General features: G+C 73.2%; 11 protein-coding genes. 6 read left to right on the top strand and 5 right to left on the bottom strand.

Going from position 1 to position 14,716, the window contains the following annotated elements:
* Nucleotides 1-313 precede the first annotated feature (313 nt).
* The 4 genes from DQE82_RS00230 (at nucleotide 314) to DQE82_RS00215 (ending at nucleotide 5,526) form a co-directional block, all read left to right on the top strand.
* Nucleotides 314-979, top strand: a complete 666-nt coding sequence (locus DQE82_RS00230; protein ID WP_043325656.1) for a response regulator transcription factor — start codon at nucleotides 314-316, stop codon at nucleotides 977-979.
* A gap of 2 nt (nucleotides 980-981) precedes the next feature.
* Nucleotides 982-2,139 (top strand): cell wall metabolism sensor histidine kinase WalK, encoded by a 1,158-nt coding sequence (locus tag DQE82_RS00225; protein WP_176722869.1) that lies wholly within the window; start codon nucleotides 982-984, stop codon nucleotides 2,137-2,139.
* Nucleotides 2,140-2,344: 205 nt separating this feature from the next.
* A complete protein-coding gene (locus DQE82_RS00220; RefSeq protein ID WP_113971736.1) occupies nucleotides 2,345-4,891 on the top strand; it encodes a malectin domain-containing carbohydrate-binding protein in 2,547 nt (848 codons plus the stop codon).
* A 248-nt stretch (nucleotides 4,892-5,139) separates the two neighbouring features.
* Complete coding sequence (locus DQE82_RS00215; protein WP_113971735.1) at nucleotides 5,140-5,526, top strand: VOC family protein; 387 nt, start codon at nucleotides 5,140-5,142, stop codon at nucleotides 5,524-5,526.
* 56 nt (nucleotides 5,527-5,582) lie between these two features.
* On the opposite strand, the gene DQE82_RS00210 is transcribed toward DQE82_RS00215, so the two are convergent.
* From DQE82_RS00210 to DQE82_RS00195, 4 genes are all read right to left on the bottom strand, one after another.
* Nucleotides 5,583-6,365: a hypothetical protein gene (locus DQE82_RS00210; protein ID WP_064447155.1), complete on the bottom strand. Its 783-nt coding sequence runs from the start codon at nucleotides 6,363-6,365 to the stop codon at nucleotides 5,583-5,585.
* Between the two features lie 183 nt (nucleotides 6,366-6,548).
* On the bottom strand, nucleotides 6,549-8,612 hold the full coding sequence (locus DQE82_RS00205) for a 3-hydroxyacyl-CoA dehydrogenase NAD-binding domain-containing protein (protein WP_113971734.1): 2,064 nt from the start codon (nucleotides 8,610-8,612) through the stop codon (nucleotides 6,549-6,551).
* Nucleotides 8,609-9,805, bottom strand: a complete 1,197-nt coding sequence (locus DQE82_RS00200; RefSeq protein WP_064447157.1) for a thiolase family protein — start codon at nucleotides 9,803-9,805, stop codon at nucleotides 8,609-8,611. Before DQE82_RS00200 ends, DQE82_RS00205 begins: the two co-directional genes overlap by 4 nt.
* A 101-nt stretch (nucleotides 9,806-9,906) precedes the next feature.
* A complete protein-coding gene (locus tag DQE82_RS00195) occupies nucleotides 9,907-11,229 on the bottom strand; it encodes a ribonuclease D (protein ID WP_113971733.1) in 1,323 nt (440 codons plus the stop codon).
* 234 nt (nucleotides 11,230-11,463) lie between these two features.
* Here DQE82_RS00195 and DQE82_RS00190 point away from each other — a divergent pair, with 234 nt between their 5' ends.
* On the top strand, nucleotides 11,464-13,062 hold the full coding sequence (locus DQE82_RS00190) for a trypsin-like peptidase domain-containing protein (RefSeq protein ID WP_113971732.1): 1,599 nt from the start codon (nucleotides 11,464-11,466) through the stop codon (nucleotides 13,060-13,062).
* A gap of 93 nt (nucleotides 13,063-13,155) precedes the next feature.
* Nucleotides 13,156-13,959, top strand: a complete 804-nt coding sequence (locus DQE82_RS00185) for a hypothetical protein (RefSeq protein WP_113971731.1) — start codon at nucleotides 13,156-13,158, stop codon at nucleotides 13,957-13,959.
* Nucleotides 13,960-14,023: 64 nt separating this feature from the next.
* Here the strand turns inward: DQE82_RS00185 and DQE82_RS00180 are convergent, their stop codons facing one another.
* The gene (locus DQE82_RS00180) at nucleotides 14,024-14,593 is read right to left on the bottom strand and encodes a DUF3000 domain-containing protein (protein WP_043325643.1); all 570 of its coding nucleotides are present in this window, start codon (nucleotides 14,591-14,593) and stop codon (nucleotides 14,024-14,026) included.
* Between the last annotated feature and the right edge of the window lie 123 nt (nucleotides 14,594-14,716).

Raw genomic sequence — 14,716 nt, 5'->3', positions numbered from 1 at the left:
CAAGTGCGTATCGGGCTGCAGAGCAAAGTCGACGGAAGGGCATCGCAGACCCCGACGGCTGAATTGGCGTATCTGCAGGTCAACGGCTTCTGACTCGGCGGCAGTCTCGCGTGGAGGAGCAACCGTCGGTGACAGTGCGTGACGCAGCGGCGCGCCGTCGCCAATCTCACGGACAGTCACAGAAATCCGCGCGTGCGAGGAAGAGCGACCCGGTGGACGGCGGGCGGATCATGCGCCGCCGGGACAGCTCCTCCGGCGACACGCTTGGCCGGCGGCACTAGGTTGTCAGAGGTCACGAGGCGGGAGGGCCGGGATGCGGGTACTGGTGGTCGAGGACGAGCGCAACCTCGCCGACGCGATCGCGCGCGGGCTGCGCAAGCGCGGGATGGCGGTGGACGTCGCCTACGACGGCGACGCCGGCCACGAGGCGGCGTTCGTCACCCGGTACGACGTGGTGATCCTGGACCGCGACCTGCCGGGTGTGCACGGCGACCAGATCTGCGCCGATCTGGCCGCCTCCGGCGCGCTGACCCGGGTGCTGATGCTCACCGCGAGCGGCACCGTCGCCGACCGGGTGGAGGGGCTGCAGCTCGGCGCCGACGACTACCTGGCCAAGCCGTTCGCGTTCGACGAGCTGGTGGCGCGGGTGCAGGCGCTCGGGCGCCGGGCCACCCCGGCCGCGCCGCCGGTGCTGGAGGTGGCCGACCTGGTGCTCGACCCGGCCCGGCGGGTGGTCACCCGTGGTGGCGTGCCGCTCGACCTCACCAACAAGGAGTTCGGCGTGCTCGCCGAGCTGCTCAAGGCGCGCGGCGCGGTGGTGTCCAGCGAAGAGCTGCTGGAACGGGTCTGGGACGCCAACACCGACCCGTTCACCACGATCGTCCGGGTCACCGTGATGACGCTGCGCAAGAAGCTGGGCGACCCGCCGCTCATCGACACGGTGGTCGGGGCGGGCTACCGGATCGGCCGCACGCAGTGAGCGTGGGCACCCGGCGGGTGCGGCCGACGCTGCGGTTGCGGCTGACCCTGCTCAACGGCGTCCTGCTGGTCGGCGCCGGGGCGATCCTGGTGCTGCTGGCCTGGCTGCTGGTCCGCGACGCGCTGCGCCCCACCGACGAGCTGCTGCCCGGCACCACAGTGGTGCTCACCGACGGCCGCACCCTCGACGCCGGGCAGTGGCAGCGGCAACTGGTCGACGCGGCGTCGCAGGAACTGCTGGTCAAGGGACTGCTCGCGCTCGTGGCGATCAGCGTCGTCGGGGTGGCCGGGGCGTACCTGGTGGCCGGCCGGGCGCTGCGCCCGCTGCACCAGGTGACAGCCACCGCGCGCCGGCTCGGCGAGGCCACGCTCGACGAGCGGATCGGCTGGTCCGGCGCCGACGACGAGGTGGCCGAGCTGGCCGAGACGTTCGACGCGATGCTGGACCGGATCAGCGGCGCGTTCGAGGCACAGAAACGGTTCGTCGCGAACGCCTCGCACGAGCTGCGGACACCGCTCGCGGTGATGCGTACCGAAATCGACGTGACGCTCAGCGACGACGACGCCGACCTCGCCGAGTACCGCCGCATGGCCGGGGTGGTGCGGGACGCCTCGGAGCGGGCCAACGGCCTGGTCGACGCGCTGCTGGTGCTGGCCCGCAGCGAGGCCCAGACCGGCCGGCGGCTGGCCCGGCGCGCGGAGTCGGACCTCGCCGTCGGCACCGCCAACGCGCTGTCCGCGGTGTCCCGGGAGGTCGAGCGGATCGGCCTGAAGGTGCACACGTCGCTGCGTCCGGCGCCGGTGGTCGGTGACCCGGGGCTGCTGGACCGGCTGGCCGGCAACCTGGTGGAGAACGCGGTCCGCTACAACCACCTGCACGGGCGGATCTGGGTGCGCACCGGCACCGACGGGCAGCGGTCCTGGCTGGTGGTGGGGAACACCGGCTTCGAGGTCGCCCCCGCCGACGTACCCGGGCTGTTCGAGCCGTTCCGGCGCGGCGGCCAGGAACGCACCGGTGCTCGCGGCTCCGGGCTCGGTCTGTCGATCGTGCGGGCCGTCTGCGACGCGCACGGCGGCACGGTGAAGGCGGTCGCCCAGCCCGGTGGCGGCCTGGAGGTGACCGTCACGCTTCCGTCGGCCGACCCGCCCGCGGCCACCTGACCGCCCATCCCGATCCGTCCAGCCGGTGAGGCGGCCTCACCTTTTCGTGCGGACAGCCTCGGCTGTCCTGGCCGGACCCGGCGGTGGTCGGCCCCCGGCGGCACGGTGGTCGGGCAGAATGCTCGGCTCACGCTGGACGCGGAGCGGTGATCAACGGAGAGTAAGCGCAGCGACGCCTCACCCTGCTCACCCACCGGAGCTGCCCGTGACCCACCTCTCGGCCCCGCGCCGCCGCCGTCTTCTCGCGGTCCTCACCGCCGGCGCCCTCACCGTCGTCGGCCTCTCTCCGGCCACGCCCGCGGCCGCCGCCGCGCCCGGCCACGACAAAGTGGTCCACACCGTCCCCTCCACGGCCTCGCCCGACGTCCAGGACGGCTCGGTCGACGCGATCCACGACGCCGGTACGAAGATCATCGCGGGCGGCTCCTTCACCCGTGTGCAGAACCGCAACTCCGACGTCGACATCCCCCGCGACTACCTGCTCGCGTTCGACAAGGCCACCGGCGCGGTGGACACCGCGTTCGCGCCCACGCTCGACAACGAGGTGACAGCGGTCACGGGCGGGCCCACGGCGAACACGGTCTTCGTCGCCGGCAAGTTCAACACCGTCAACGGCGTGACCCGGCGCAAGGTGGCCCTGCTCGACGTCAACACCGGGGCGGTCGTCACCAGCTTCGCGCCGCCCGCGTTCAACGGGCTCATCAAGGACATCGCGCTGGTCGGCAACCGGCTGCTGGTCGGCGGCATCTTCACCACGGCCGGCAACCCCAACCCGCGCGGCGGACTCGCGTCGCTCAACGCCACCACCGGCGCCGTGGACAGCTACCTCACCACCACGCTGACCGAGAACCACAACTGGGACGGGGTCAGCGGCGCCAAGGCCGGCGTCGGCGCGGAGAAGCTCGCCGTCTCCCCGGACGGCACGCAGCTCGTCGTCATCGGCAACTTCAAGAAGGCCGACGGGGTGCTGCACGACCAGATCGTCAAGATCGACCTGGGTGCCACCGCCGCCACCGTCGCGGACTGGAACACGGCCCGCTACACGCCGCGCTGCAAGTGGCAGTCCTTCGACTCGTACGTCCGTGACGTCGCGTTCTCCCCGGACAACAGCTACTTCGTGGTGGTCACCACCGGCGCGCCGTACAGCGGAACGCTCTGCGACACCGCGGCCCGCTGGGAGGCCGGCGCGACCGGCTCCGCTCTCCAGCCGACCTGGGTCGACTACAGCGGCGGCGACACGTTCCTGTCCGTCGGCATCAGCGAAGAGGCGGTCTACGTCGGCGGCCACCTCCGCTGGCTCAACAACACCACCGGCACCGACAACGCCCGGGCCGGCGCGGTCGGCCGGGCCAGCATCGCCGCGCTCGACCCGGCCAACGGCCTGCCGCTGTCCTGGAACCCCGGCCGCCACCCGCGCGGCATCGGCGCCTCCGAGATGCTCGTCACGCCGACCGGGCTCTGGGTCGGCGGCGACACGCTGTGGATCGGCAACTTCCAGTACCGCCGGGAGCGGATCGCGTTCTTCCCGCTGGCCGGCGGGACGGCGGTGCACCCCACCACCACGGCCACCCTGCCCGGCAACATCTACCAGGCGGGCCTGCCGCAGCCGACGAACGTGCTGTACCGGGTGAACGCCGGCGGCTCGTCCGTCGCCGCCACCGACGGCGGGCCGGACTGGGCGGCCGACACCAGCTCCAGCCCCAGCCCGTACCACAACACCGGCAGCAGCGTCTCCAGCTACACCACCGCCGCGAGCCTGGACTCGACGGTACCGGCCGGCACCCCGGTCGAGCTCTACAACCACGAGCGGTACGACCCGTCCGGCGGTGCGGAGATGACCTGGCAGTTCCCGGTGCCCAACGGCACCGAGGTGCACGTGCGGCTCTACATGGCCAACCGGTACGCGGGCACCGCCAACGCCGGCACGCGGATCTTCGACGTGGCGCTGGAGGGTGCTGTCGTCCTCGACGACCTCGACCTGTCCGCCACCGCCGGGCACAACGTGGGCACCATGCGGGAGTTCACGGTGGTCAGCGACGGCTCGATCGACGTGGAGTTCCGCCACGTGCGGGAGAACCCGCTGGTGAACGCCGTCGAGATCGTCAAGACCGGGCCCCCGCCCGCCCCGGCCAGCTCGCCGGTGCAGGTGCGCTCGTACGACGGGCAGAGCACGGTCGGCGCGCCGGACCCGGTGACCGACCCGAACGGCACCGTCTGGGCGGGCGCGCGCAACGCGTTCTGGGTCGGCGGGACGGTGTTCTACGGCGCCGACGGCGCGCTGTGGCGGCGTACGTTCAACGGCACCACGTTCGGCACGCCGGAACTGGTGGACCCGTACCACGACCCGTACTGGGACAACGTGATCACCAACTCCGGGCCGACCGGGCAGACGTACGTCGGCGCGACCACCGGCTTCTACGCCGAGATCCCGAACGTGACCGGCATGTTCTTCTCCGGCGGGCGGCTCTACTACACGCTCAACGGGCAGAACGGACTGTTCTGGCGCTGGTTCACCCCGGACAGCGGCGTCGTCGGCGCCGACCGGTTCACGGTGTCCGGGGCGAGCGGGTTCGCCGACGCGGGCGCGGTCTTCGTCTCCGGCGGCACGCTCTACAAGGTCAACCGCAACACCGGTGACCTGGCCGCCACCGACTGGGTGAACGGCGTGCCGGCCGCGACGTTCACCGTGCGCAGCGGCCCGGCGGTCGACGGCGTCGACTGGCGCGCGAAGGCGGTGTTCGTCGGCCCGTAAGGAAGGGCACCTTCTTAACGCCTCCGGTAGAGGAAGGGCCCCTTGTTAACACGCAGGTGTTAACAAGGGGCCCTTCCTTGCGGCGGGGCGGGGTTGCCGGCGCCGGAGGGCGGTGGAATGATCAACCGGTCAGCCCGATGAGGTGGAAGGGGGTGTGGTCGATGTCTTTCGTGAACCGTCCCGCGCCCCGCGTTCCCCGCTGACGTTCCCACTCCGCCGGGGCGCGTACCCCACAGGAGGAAGCACCGATGAGTGCACAGTTCCATTGCGTGACAGTCGAGTCCGACGACCCGTACACCCTCGCCGGATGGTGGGCCCGGGTGCTCGACCGCCGGCTCGCCGACGACGACCACCCGGACGACCCGGAGGCGGTCCTCGCCGCGCCCGCCGGCGACGGCCCCGACCTGTTGTTCGTCCGGGTGGGCGAGCGGCACGGCAAGGGCGCGTTCCACATCGACCTGCACGCGGCCGAGGGCACCCGCGACGAGGAGCTGGCGCGGCTGCGTGACCTCGGCGCCACGCTGGTGGCCGACCGGCGCCGGCCGGACGGCAGCGGCTGGGTGGTGCTGGCCGACCCCGAGGGCAACGAGTTCTGCGTCTGCCGGAGCCCTGCCGAACGGGCCGAGTCCGCCTGATCCGGAAACGACACCGGGCCCCCGCCGTCGCGGCGGGGGCCCGGTGCGTAGCGGTGTCAGCCCTGCTTCTCGATCTCGCCGCGCATCGTGACGAACTCCTTCTGGAGCTCGGCCGCGGACTTGAAGTAGACGACCACCATGCCGAGGCTGCCCCGGTCGGCCCAGATGCAGACGGCCACCTGCTCACCCGAGGCCTTGCCGTCGGAGCACTTGGCGTCGCCGCCAAGCGGGCCCGGGTCGACCGTCTTGAAGTCCTTGGTGGCCAGGTCCGGCGTGACCGCCGTGGCGGCGTCGTCCAGTTCCTTCTTCGGGTCGGCCATGACGCCGGACACGGCGACGATCATGACCAGGTCTTTCTTCTCCGGGTTGCCGTAGAAGGCGCCGGCCGTGCTCGTCGCGTCCGGCACGTCCTTGCTGAGCGAGGCCTTCATCTGCGTCGCGGCGTTCTGCAGCTGCGGGTCGGTGACCTTCGGCCGGCCGCCGAGCGTCTGCGGCTCGACCACCCGGGTCTTGGTGGCGGTGACCACCTCGCCGACGGTGTCCTTGGTGACGAGCCAGGTGACGATGCCGCCACCGACGCAGAGCACCAGGACCACCGCGAGGACGATCAGCAGGATCTTGCCGACGCCGGACTTCTTCGGCGGGACCGGCGCGCCGAACTGGTTGCCGTACTGGGGCTGCTGCGGGATCTGCGGGTAGTCAGCGCCGTACTGGGGCTGCTGCGGAGCCTGCGGGTAGCCACCGCCGTACTGCGGCTGCTGGGGCGGCTGGAAGCCGCCGGGCTGGTGCTGGGGCGGCGGGTAGTGGCCGGGGTAGGGATTGGACGGCGGCTGGGACATGTAGGCAGCTCCTGTGAGAAAACTGAAGGCGTGATCGTAGCCAGGAGCACCGACATGCCGCTGTCCGTGGAAGGCCGGTGGGACGAAACCGCATCCGACCCGTGACCTGCCCGCGAAACGCCGATCGCGGTGGCCGGGCGTCCGTCTCGGACAGCCCGACCACCGCGATCGATGCGGTATCGGTCAGCGCAGGCTGGCCACGCCGCGCGGCAGGAACCGCTTGCCGGTCACCCGCTCGGAGGTGCCGGTCCGGTCCAGGTACGGCGTCACGCCGCCCAGGTGGAACGGCCAGCCGGCGCCGAGGATCATGCACAGGTCGATGTCCTGCGCCTCGGCGACGACGCCCTCGTCGAGCATGAGCCGGATCTCCTGCGCCAGCGCGTCCAGCGCGTTCTGCCGCACCTGCTCGGCGGTGAGCGGCTCGTCGCCGACCACCAGCAGCTTCGCCACCTCGTCGTTGATCTGGTCGTCGACCACGATCGGCTGGCCCGAGTCGGCGATCCGCTTGAGGTTCTCGCTGACGCCGAACCGGTCCGGGAACGCCTCGTGCAGGGTGCCGCCGACGTGGTACGCCACGGCCGGCCCGACGAGCTGCAGCAGCGCCAGCGGACGCATCGGCAGGCCCAGCGGGTCCAGCGCGCTGTTCGCCACGTCCAGCGGGGTGCCCTGGTCGACGGCCGCGAACACGGTGCCGAGGAAGCGGGTCAGCAGCCGGTTCACCACGAACGCCGGGGCGTCCTTGACCAGCACCGACGACTTCTTGAGCTGCTTGCCGACAGCGAACGCGGTGGCCAGCGTGGCGTCGTCGGTCCGCTCGCCGCGGACGATCTCCAGCAGCGGCAGCACCGCGACCGGGTTGAAGAAGTGGAAGCCGACCACCCGCTCCGGGTGCTCCAGGTCGGCGGCCATCTCGGTGATGGACAGCGAGCTGGTGTTGGTGGCGAGCACCGCCTCCGGCTTGACGATCTTCTCCAGCTCGGCCCAGACCTGCTTCTTGACGCCCAGGTCCTCGAACACGGCCTCGATGACGAAGTTGGCGTCGGCGAAGACGGACTTGTCGACCGAGCCGCTGACCAGGCCGTACAGCTTGGCCGCGGTGCCCTTGTCCATCCGGCCCTTGCTGACGGCCTTCTCGATCTGGGTGTGCACGTAGCCGACACCCTTGTCCACCCGCGACTGGTCCAGGTCGGTCATGACGACCGGCACCTGCAGCCGCCGGGCGAACAGCAGCGCGAGCTGGCTGGCCATCAGGCCGGCGCCGACGATGCCGACCTTGGTGACCGGGCGGGCCAGGCCCTTGTCCGGCGCGCCGGCCGGGCGCTTGGCCCGCCGCTGCACCAGGTCGAAGGCGTACAGGCCGCTGCGCAGCTCCTCGGAGAAGACCAGGTCCGCGAGGGCGTCGTCCTCCGCCGCGGTGCCGGTGGCGAAGTCGGCGTCCTTCGCCGTCTCCAGCAGGTCCAGCGCCTTGTACGCGGACGGGACCGCGCCGTGCAGCCGCTGGTCGAGGGTCTGCCGGGCGAAGTAGAGCACGCCCGCCCACATGTCCTTGTCGACCTCGGGGCGGGTCACGGCGACCTCGCCCCGGACCACGCCGGCGGCCCACTCCAGCGACCGCTCCAGGAAGTCGGCCGGCTCCAGCAGCACGTCCGCGATGCCCATCTCGGCCGCCTGCTTCGGCTTGAGCATCTTGTTCTGCATCAGCGGGTTCTGGATGATCACCTGGGTGGCGGCCGGGATGCCGATCAGGTTCGGCAGCAGCTGCGTACCGCCCCAGCCGGGGATCAGGCCGAGCGAGACCTCGGGCAGCGCCAGCGCCGCCGCGCCCGCCGACAGCGTCCGGTAGTGGCAGTGCAGCGCCAGCTCCAGGCCGCCGCCCATCGCCGCGCCGTTGACGAACGCGAAGGTGGGGACGGCGCTGTCCTTGAGCCGGGCGAAGACGCGGTGGCCGAGCCGGCCGATCTCCAGCGCCTGCTCGCGGTTCTCCAGGGCGGGCAGGCTGGTGATGTCCGCGCCCACGCAGAAGATGTACGGCTTGCCGGTGACCGCGATGAACGCCGGCTCCGCCGCCAGCGCGGCGGTGATCGCCTCGTCCAGGCTGGTCAGACCGGCCGGGCCGAAGGTGTTCGGCTTGGTGTGGTCGAAGCCGTTGTCCAGCGTGATGAGGGCGGCGGGCCGGTCCAGCCCGGGTACGGCCACCTGGCGCAGCAGCGCCTTGGTGACGACCTCGTTCGGTGCGGCGAGGCTCACTTGTCTCCACCCTCCCAGTGCGGGTTCTCCCAGATCACGGTGCCGCCCATGCCGATGCCGATGCACATGGCGGTGAGGCCGTAGCGGACCTCGGGGTGCTCGGCGAACTGGCGGGCGAGCTGGGTCATCAGCCGGACGCCGGAGGACGCGAGCGGGTGACCGATGGCGATCGCGCCGCCCCACGGGTTGACCCGCGGGTCGTCGTCGGCGATGCCGAAGTGGTCGAGGAAGGCGAGCACCTGCACCGCGAACGCCTCGTTCAGCTCGAACAGGCCGATGTCGTCGATGCTGAGGCCGGCGATGCGCAGCGCCTTCTCGGTCGACGGGATCGGGCCGACGCCCATCACCTCGGGCTCGACGCCGACGAAGCCGAACGACACCAGGCGCATGCCGACCGGCAGGCCGAGCTCACGAGCGGTCTCCTCGGCCACCAGCAGCGCGGCGGTGGCGCCGTCGTTCAGGCCGGCCGCGTTGCCTGCGGTGACCTTGCCGTGCGGCCGGAACGGCGTCTTCAGCCCGGCCAGCTTCTCCATCGAGGTGTCGCGGGGCGCCTCGTCCACGGTGGCCAGGCCCCAGCCCGCCTCCGGGTCGCGCACCGCCACCGGCACCAGGTCGCCCTGGAGCTTGCCGTTGGCGTACGCCTTGGCGGTCTTCTGCTGCGACGCCAGCGCGAACGCGTCGGTGCGCTCCTTGGTGATGTGCGGGACCCGGTCGTGCAGGTTCTCCGCGGTGGAGCCCATCACCAGGGCGGACGGGTCGACGAGCTTCTCCGCGACGATGCGCGGGTTGGGGTCGACGCCCTCACCCATCGGGTGGCGGCCCATGTGCTCGACGCCGCCGGCGATCGCGACGTCGTACGCGCCCATGGCGATGCCGCTGGCCACGGTGGTGACGGCGGTCATCGCGCCGGCGCACATCCGGTCGATGGCGAAGCCCGGCACGGTCTTGGGCAGGCCGGCCAGCAGTGCGGCGGTACGGCCGATGGTCAGGCCCTGGTCACCGATCTGGGTGGTGGCGGCGATCGCCACCTCCTCCACCTTCTCCGGCGGCAGTTGCGGGTTGCGGCGCATCAGCTCGCGGATGCAGCGGATCACCAGATCGTCGGCGCGGGTGTTGGCGTACATCCCACCCGCCTTGCCGAACGGGGTACGGACGCCGTCGACGAAGACGACATCCCGGACTTCACGGGGCACTTGGAGCCTCCCTCGGCACGGGCATTTCCCCGGATGCTACTCGCCAGTAACCAAACGCGGCACCACCCCCCGCGTGGCCCACCTCACACCTGCCGCCGACGTTACTGCTGGGGGGTGCGCAGCGCCTCGGTAAGAGCGGGCAGCAGCAGCCCGATCTGCCACTCCCGGGCGCCGAAGGCGCGCAGCGCCTCCGCGACGGTGTCGTCGGTGATCTCCTCCGGCGGCTGCCACGCCAGCCGGCGGATCGAGTCCGGCGCGATCAGGTTCTCCGCCGGCAGCCGGTGCGCCCCGGCGGTGCCGACCACCACCTCCCGGGCCCGGGCCAGCCGCCCGGCCGCCACCGGGTCACGCTCGGCCCAGCGGTGCGGCGGAGGCGGCCCTTCCACCGTCGGGCTCACCGGCAGCGCGTCGTCCGGCAACTGACGCGCGTCGTCGAGCGCCGCCAGCCAGGTACGTGCCAGCCGGCGCACCGAGCGCCCACCGAAACCGGGGAGCGTGAGCAGTGTCTTCTCGTCCTTCGGGTCCAGCTCGGCGGCGGCCACGATGGCCGAGTCGGGCAGCACCCGGCCCGGCGCGGCATCCCGGCGGGCGGCGATCTGGTCCCGCGCGAACCAGAGGGACCGCACCCGGGCCTGGGCGCGCGCGCCGCGTACCCGGTGGATGCCGGACGTGCGCCGCCACGGCTCGGCGCGCACGCGCGGCGGACGGGCGCCGTTGCGCACCAGCGCGTCGAACTCCTCCGCCGCCCAGCCGGACTTGCCCTGCCGCCCCAGCTCCTCGTCCAGCGCGTCGCGCAGGTCCACCAGCAGCTCGACGTCCAGCGCCGCGTACGTCAGCCAGGACTCCGGCAGCGGCCGGCTGGACCAGTCCGCGGCGGAGTGGTGCTTCTCCAGGCTGAACCCGAGCAGCTGTTCGGTCAGCGCGGCCAGGCCGACCCGCTCGAATCCCGCCAGCCGGGCGGCCAGTTCGGTGTCGAACAGCCGGCGCGGGCGCAGGCCCAGCTCGGCCAGGCAGGCGAGGTCCTGGCTGGCCGCGTGCAGCACCCACTCGGTCTCGGCGATCGCCTCGTCGAGGGCGGACAGGTCGGGCAGCGGCAGCGGGTCGATGAGCGCGGTGCCGGCGCCGACGCGGCGCAACTGCACCAGGTAGGCGCGCTGGCTGTAGCGGTAGCCGGAGGCGCGTTCGGCGTCCAGGGCCACCGGGCCGGTGCCGCCCGCGAAACGGGCCACGACCTCGTTCAACTCGGCCGGTGTGGCCACCGGGGCGGGCGTGCCGTCGCGCGGCGCGGTCAGGGGGACGGCCGCGCCCGGCTCGGTCTCGGTCCCCGCGTCCGCCGGCTCCGGCAGGGCCGACGTCGGATCGGCGGAGACCTCTCCCGTACGGCTTTCGGCGGCCCGACGGCGCAGGGGTGGTTCGTCGGTCACCTGACAACCCTAGTAGGCCGGACGATCCGGTGTGCGCAGCCGGTCCGGCGCGTGTCGGCGCGGTGTCCGTCAGGTGTCCGGAACGAACCGGGTTGCGGGGCCGTGAGAGGGTCGGACAGCGGGGGAGACAAAGCCCGTTTCCGCCGGTACGGTCCATCGAGCCGCGAGCGGCGCACAGGGCCGGACGACAGCGGTCGGGGGCGTCGGCGAAGCCGACGGGGAGGACGGTCGAGCATGACAGGCGGGTACGGAACCGGCGACGGCGTGCCGGGGCAGGGCGGTGACCCGACGGCCGATCGGCCGGGCCCGCTGCCGCCGCGCTTCGACCCGCCCGGCGGTCCGGCTCCGCTGTCCGGGCCGGCCCTGCCCGGGTCGGCAGCGGGCGGTGGCGGTCCGGCGTGGAGCGGCGCCCCCGGCCACGCGGCGTCGGGCACGGGCTACCCGACCACGTCGCCGGGCGCGAGCTACCCGGGATCGTCCGGGGGGAGCTACCCGGCGTCCTCGGGCACGAGCTACCCCGCCCCGTCCTCGGGCGCGGGCTATCCGGCGCGGGCCGCCGCGCCGCCGTCCGCCGGTTACCCGGGCCGCGCCGACGCGGCCGGGGCGTCGCCGTCGGCCGCCTACTCCGCGTCGTCGGGTGTCGCGACCCCGCCCGCGCCGTCCCAGCCGTCGTTCGGCGCCGCGCCGTCCCAGCCGGGCCCGTCGTCGTTCGGCGGCGCGCCGGCCCAGCCGGGGCAGTCCTCCTACGGCACGCCGTCGGCCCAGCCGGGGCAGTCCTCCTTCGGCTCGGCACCGGCCCAGTCCGCCCCGGCCTACCCGGGCCAGGCGCCCGCCGGGTCACAGTCGTTCCCGGGCCAGGCCTCGTCGCCGTACGCGGACCGGCACTCCGGCGCCCCGTCCGGCTCCGGCTCGTCCTACCCGGGCCGGCCGGTCTCCGCGCCCGCCTATCCGGGCCAGCCGGTGTCCGCGCCGTCCTATCCCGGCCAGCCGGCGGCGTACCCGGGTCAGCAGGTCTCCGGCTTCGGCGCGCCGCTCGGCCCGCCGGAGCGCGCCCCCCGGCGCAGCCGGCTCGCGGTGGTGGCGCTGGCCCTGGCCGCCGTGCTGGCGGTGGTCAGCGGCGTGCAGGCGTACCAGATCTACCGGCTCGACGACCGGCTCGCCGCCGCCGACAAGCGGATGGCCGAGGGACAGGGCGCGGACGCCAGCCGGCTCGACGGCCTGGAGCAGCGCGCCGGCAGCCTGGAGAAGCAGGCCGGAGCCGCCTTCAACCCGGAGGCGGTGGCCAGCGCGGTGCTGCCGAGCGTGTTCCGGGTGCGGGCCGGGCAGTTCACCGGTACGGCGTTCGCCGTCGGCAAGGCCCCGTCCGGCGGCGGCACCACGCTGCTGACGAACTTCCACGTGGTCGAGTCGGTCTTCACCGCCGGTGAGCGCAAGGTGTTCCTGGAGCGCAAGGACCAGCGGTTCGAGGCGACGATCATCGCCACCGACAAGGACAAGGACCTGGCGCAGTTGCGCACCACCGCCAAGTTCGCCGGTCTGGTCGCGGCCAGTGATCCGGTGCGGTCCGGCCAGCAGATCATCGTGGTCGGCGCGCCGCTCGGGTTGCAGGACAGCGTCACCACGGGCGTGGTCAGCGCGTTCCGCGAAGACGAGCGCGGCGGCGGCCCGGTGATCCAGTTCGACGCGCCGATCAACCCCGGTAACTCCGGCGGCCCGGTGATCAACGGCGCCAAGGAGGTCGTCGGCATCGCCACGGCCAAGGCCCGCAACGCCGAGGGCATCGGGTTGGCGGTGCCGATCAAGACCGCCTGCGACCGGTTCCGCCTCTGCTGACCGGTCGCCCACGCCGGTGTGGGGCGACCGCAGCGCATCGACCCCGGCCCATCGGGCCACCCCGCGGGGGACCAGCTCATCTGGAGGAACGACATGTCCTACCCACCGGCCGGGGGCGACAACCCGCCCCCGGCGCCGGGGGGCACGGTCTACGGCAACGTGTACGGCAGCCGGCCCGCGCCCCAGCAGTACGACCCGAACCAGCCCGCCCCGACCCTGCACCAGCCCACCGCGCCCGACGGCGCACCCGGGTACGGCGGATACCATCCCGCCGCGCCGGGTCAGCCGGGCTACGCGCCGGGCGCCGCTCCGGTGCCCCCGCCGATGTCGGCGCCGCCGGTCTCCGTACCGCCGGTCTCCGGCCCCGGCTACCCGCAGCCGCTGTCGGCCCCGCCGCTGTCCGCCCCACCGGTGTCCGGCCCCGGCTACGGCCCGCCGCCGATGTCCGGGCCGCCCGGCCCCTACGGACCGGCCGGCGGCGCGCCCGCCGGCGGCGGCCGGAGGTGGGCCCCGCTGGTCCTCGGCCTCGTCGCCGCGCTGCTGTTCGTCTTCGGCGGCGTGATGACCTTCCTGTACGTCTCCACCGACGGCGAGCTGGACAAGTCCCAGCGGCTGGTCAGCCAGCGCGACGGCACCATCTCGGCGAACCAGCAGGAGATCGAGAAGCTCAAGGGTGAGCTGAAGACGGTGCAGGAGCGGCTGTCGGACACCCAGCAGGACCTGACCGGCACCAAGAACGACCGGGACGAGCAGGCCCGGCAGAAGAAGGTCATCGCGAGCTGCCTGGACAAGCTGACCACCGCCATCGCCGCCGCGTCGCGTGGCGACCGGGCTGCCTTCGAGGCGGCGAACAAGGGTCTGGACAAGGTCTGCGACGAGGCCGAGAACTATCTCTGACCTGTGCTCGCCCGAGGCCGCCCCGGTTCGCCGGGGCGGCCTTCGCGTATCCGGCCGGGTGTGGTCAGGCGGCGCCGGCGGAGCGCCGGGGCAGCGCGGTGACGCCGGGCGGCGGCAGGCCGGCCGTGGAGGCCAGCAGCGTGCACCAGCCGAGCAGGTGCGGACCCAGGTCGGCGCGCAGCGGCGTCCAGGAGGCGCGGATCTCGATGTCGCCGGCGGCGGGCGGCCCGGCCAGCTCGCCGAACCGGGTGGAGAGCGTCTGGGTGACGGTGCCGCCGATCGCCCGGTGCCCGGCGCCCTGCGCGTCCAGCGCGTCGGTCAGCCAGGTCCAGCCGACGCCCGGCAGCAGCGGGTCGCTGGCCAGGTCGACCTCAAGCTCGGCGGTGACGTACGTGACCAGCCGCAACGTGCCCTGCCACGCCTCGTGCCCGGCCGGGTCGTGCAGCAGGATCAGCCGGCCGGTGGCCACCTCGTCGTCGTCGCGCATCACGGCGGCGGAGAGCGCGAACGCGAACGGGGCCAGCCGCTGGGGCGCGCCGACCTCCTCCAGGATGATCTCCGGGCGGGGTGTCACCGACCGCAGCCCCGCGACCGCGCGAGCGAACGTTTCCGGGAGCGCGATCGGGGGGGCCATGCGGGCAGCCTATGCGCGCCCACCGTACGGCGCGCGACGGCGCGCCGGGTGATCGACGGTTAAGAAGGGGCCCTTCCTCTACCGGAGGCGTTAAGCGGGGGCCCTTCCTTCTACGTCACAAAT

The organism is Micromonospora sp. LHW51205 (genome assembly GCF_003315815.1).
Classification (GTDB): domain Bacteria; phylum Actinomycetota; class Actinomycetes; order Mycobacteriales; family Micromonosporaceae; genus Micromonospora; species Micromonospora chalcea.
This window is presented reverse-complemented; position numbering and strand designations above follow the sequence as displayed.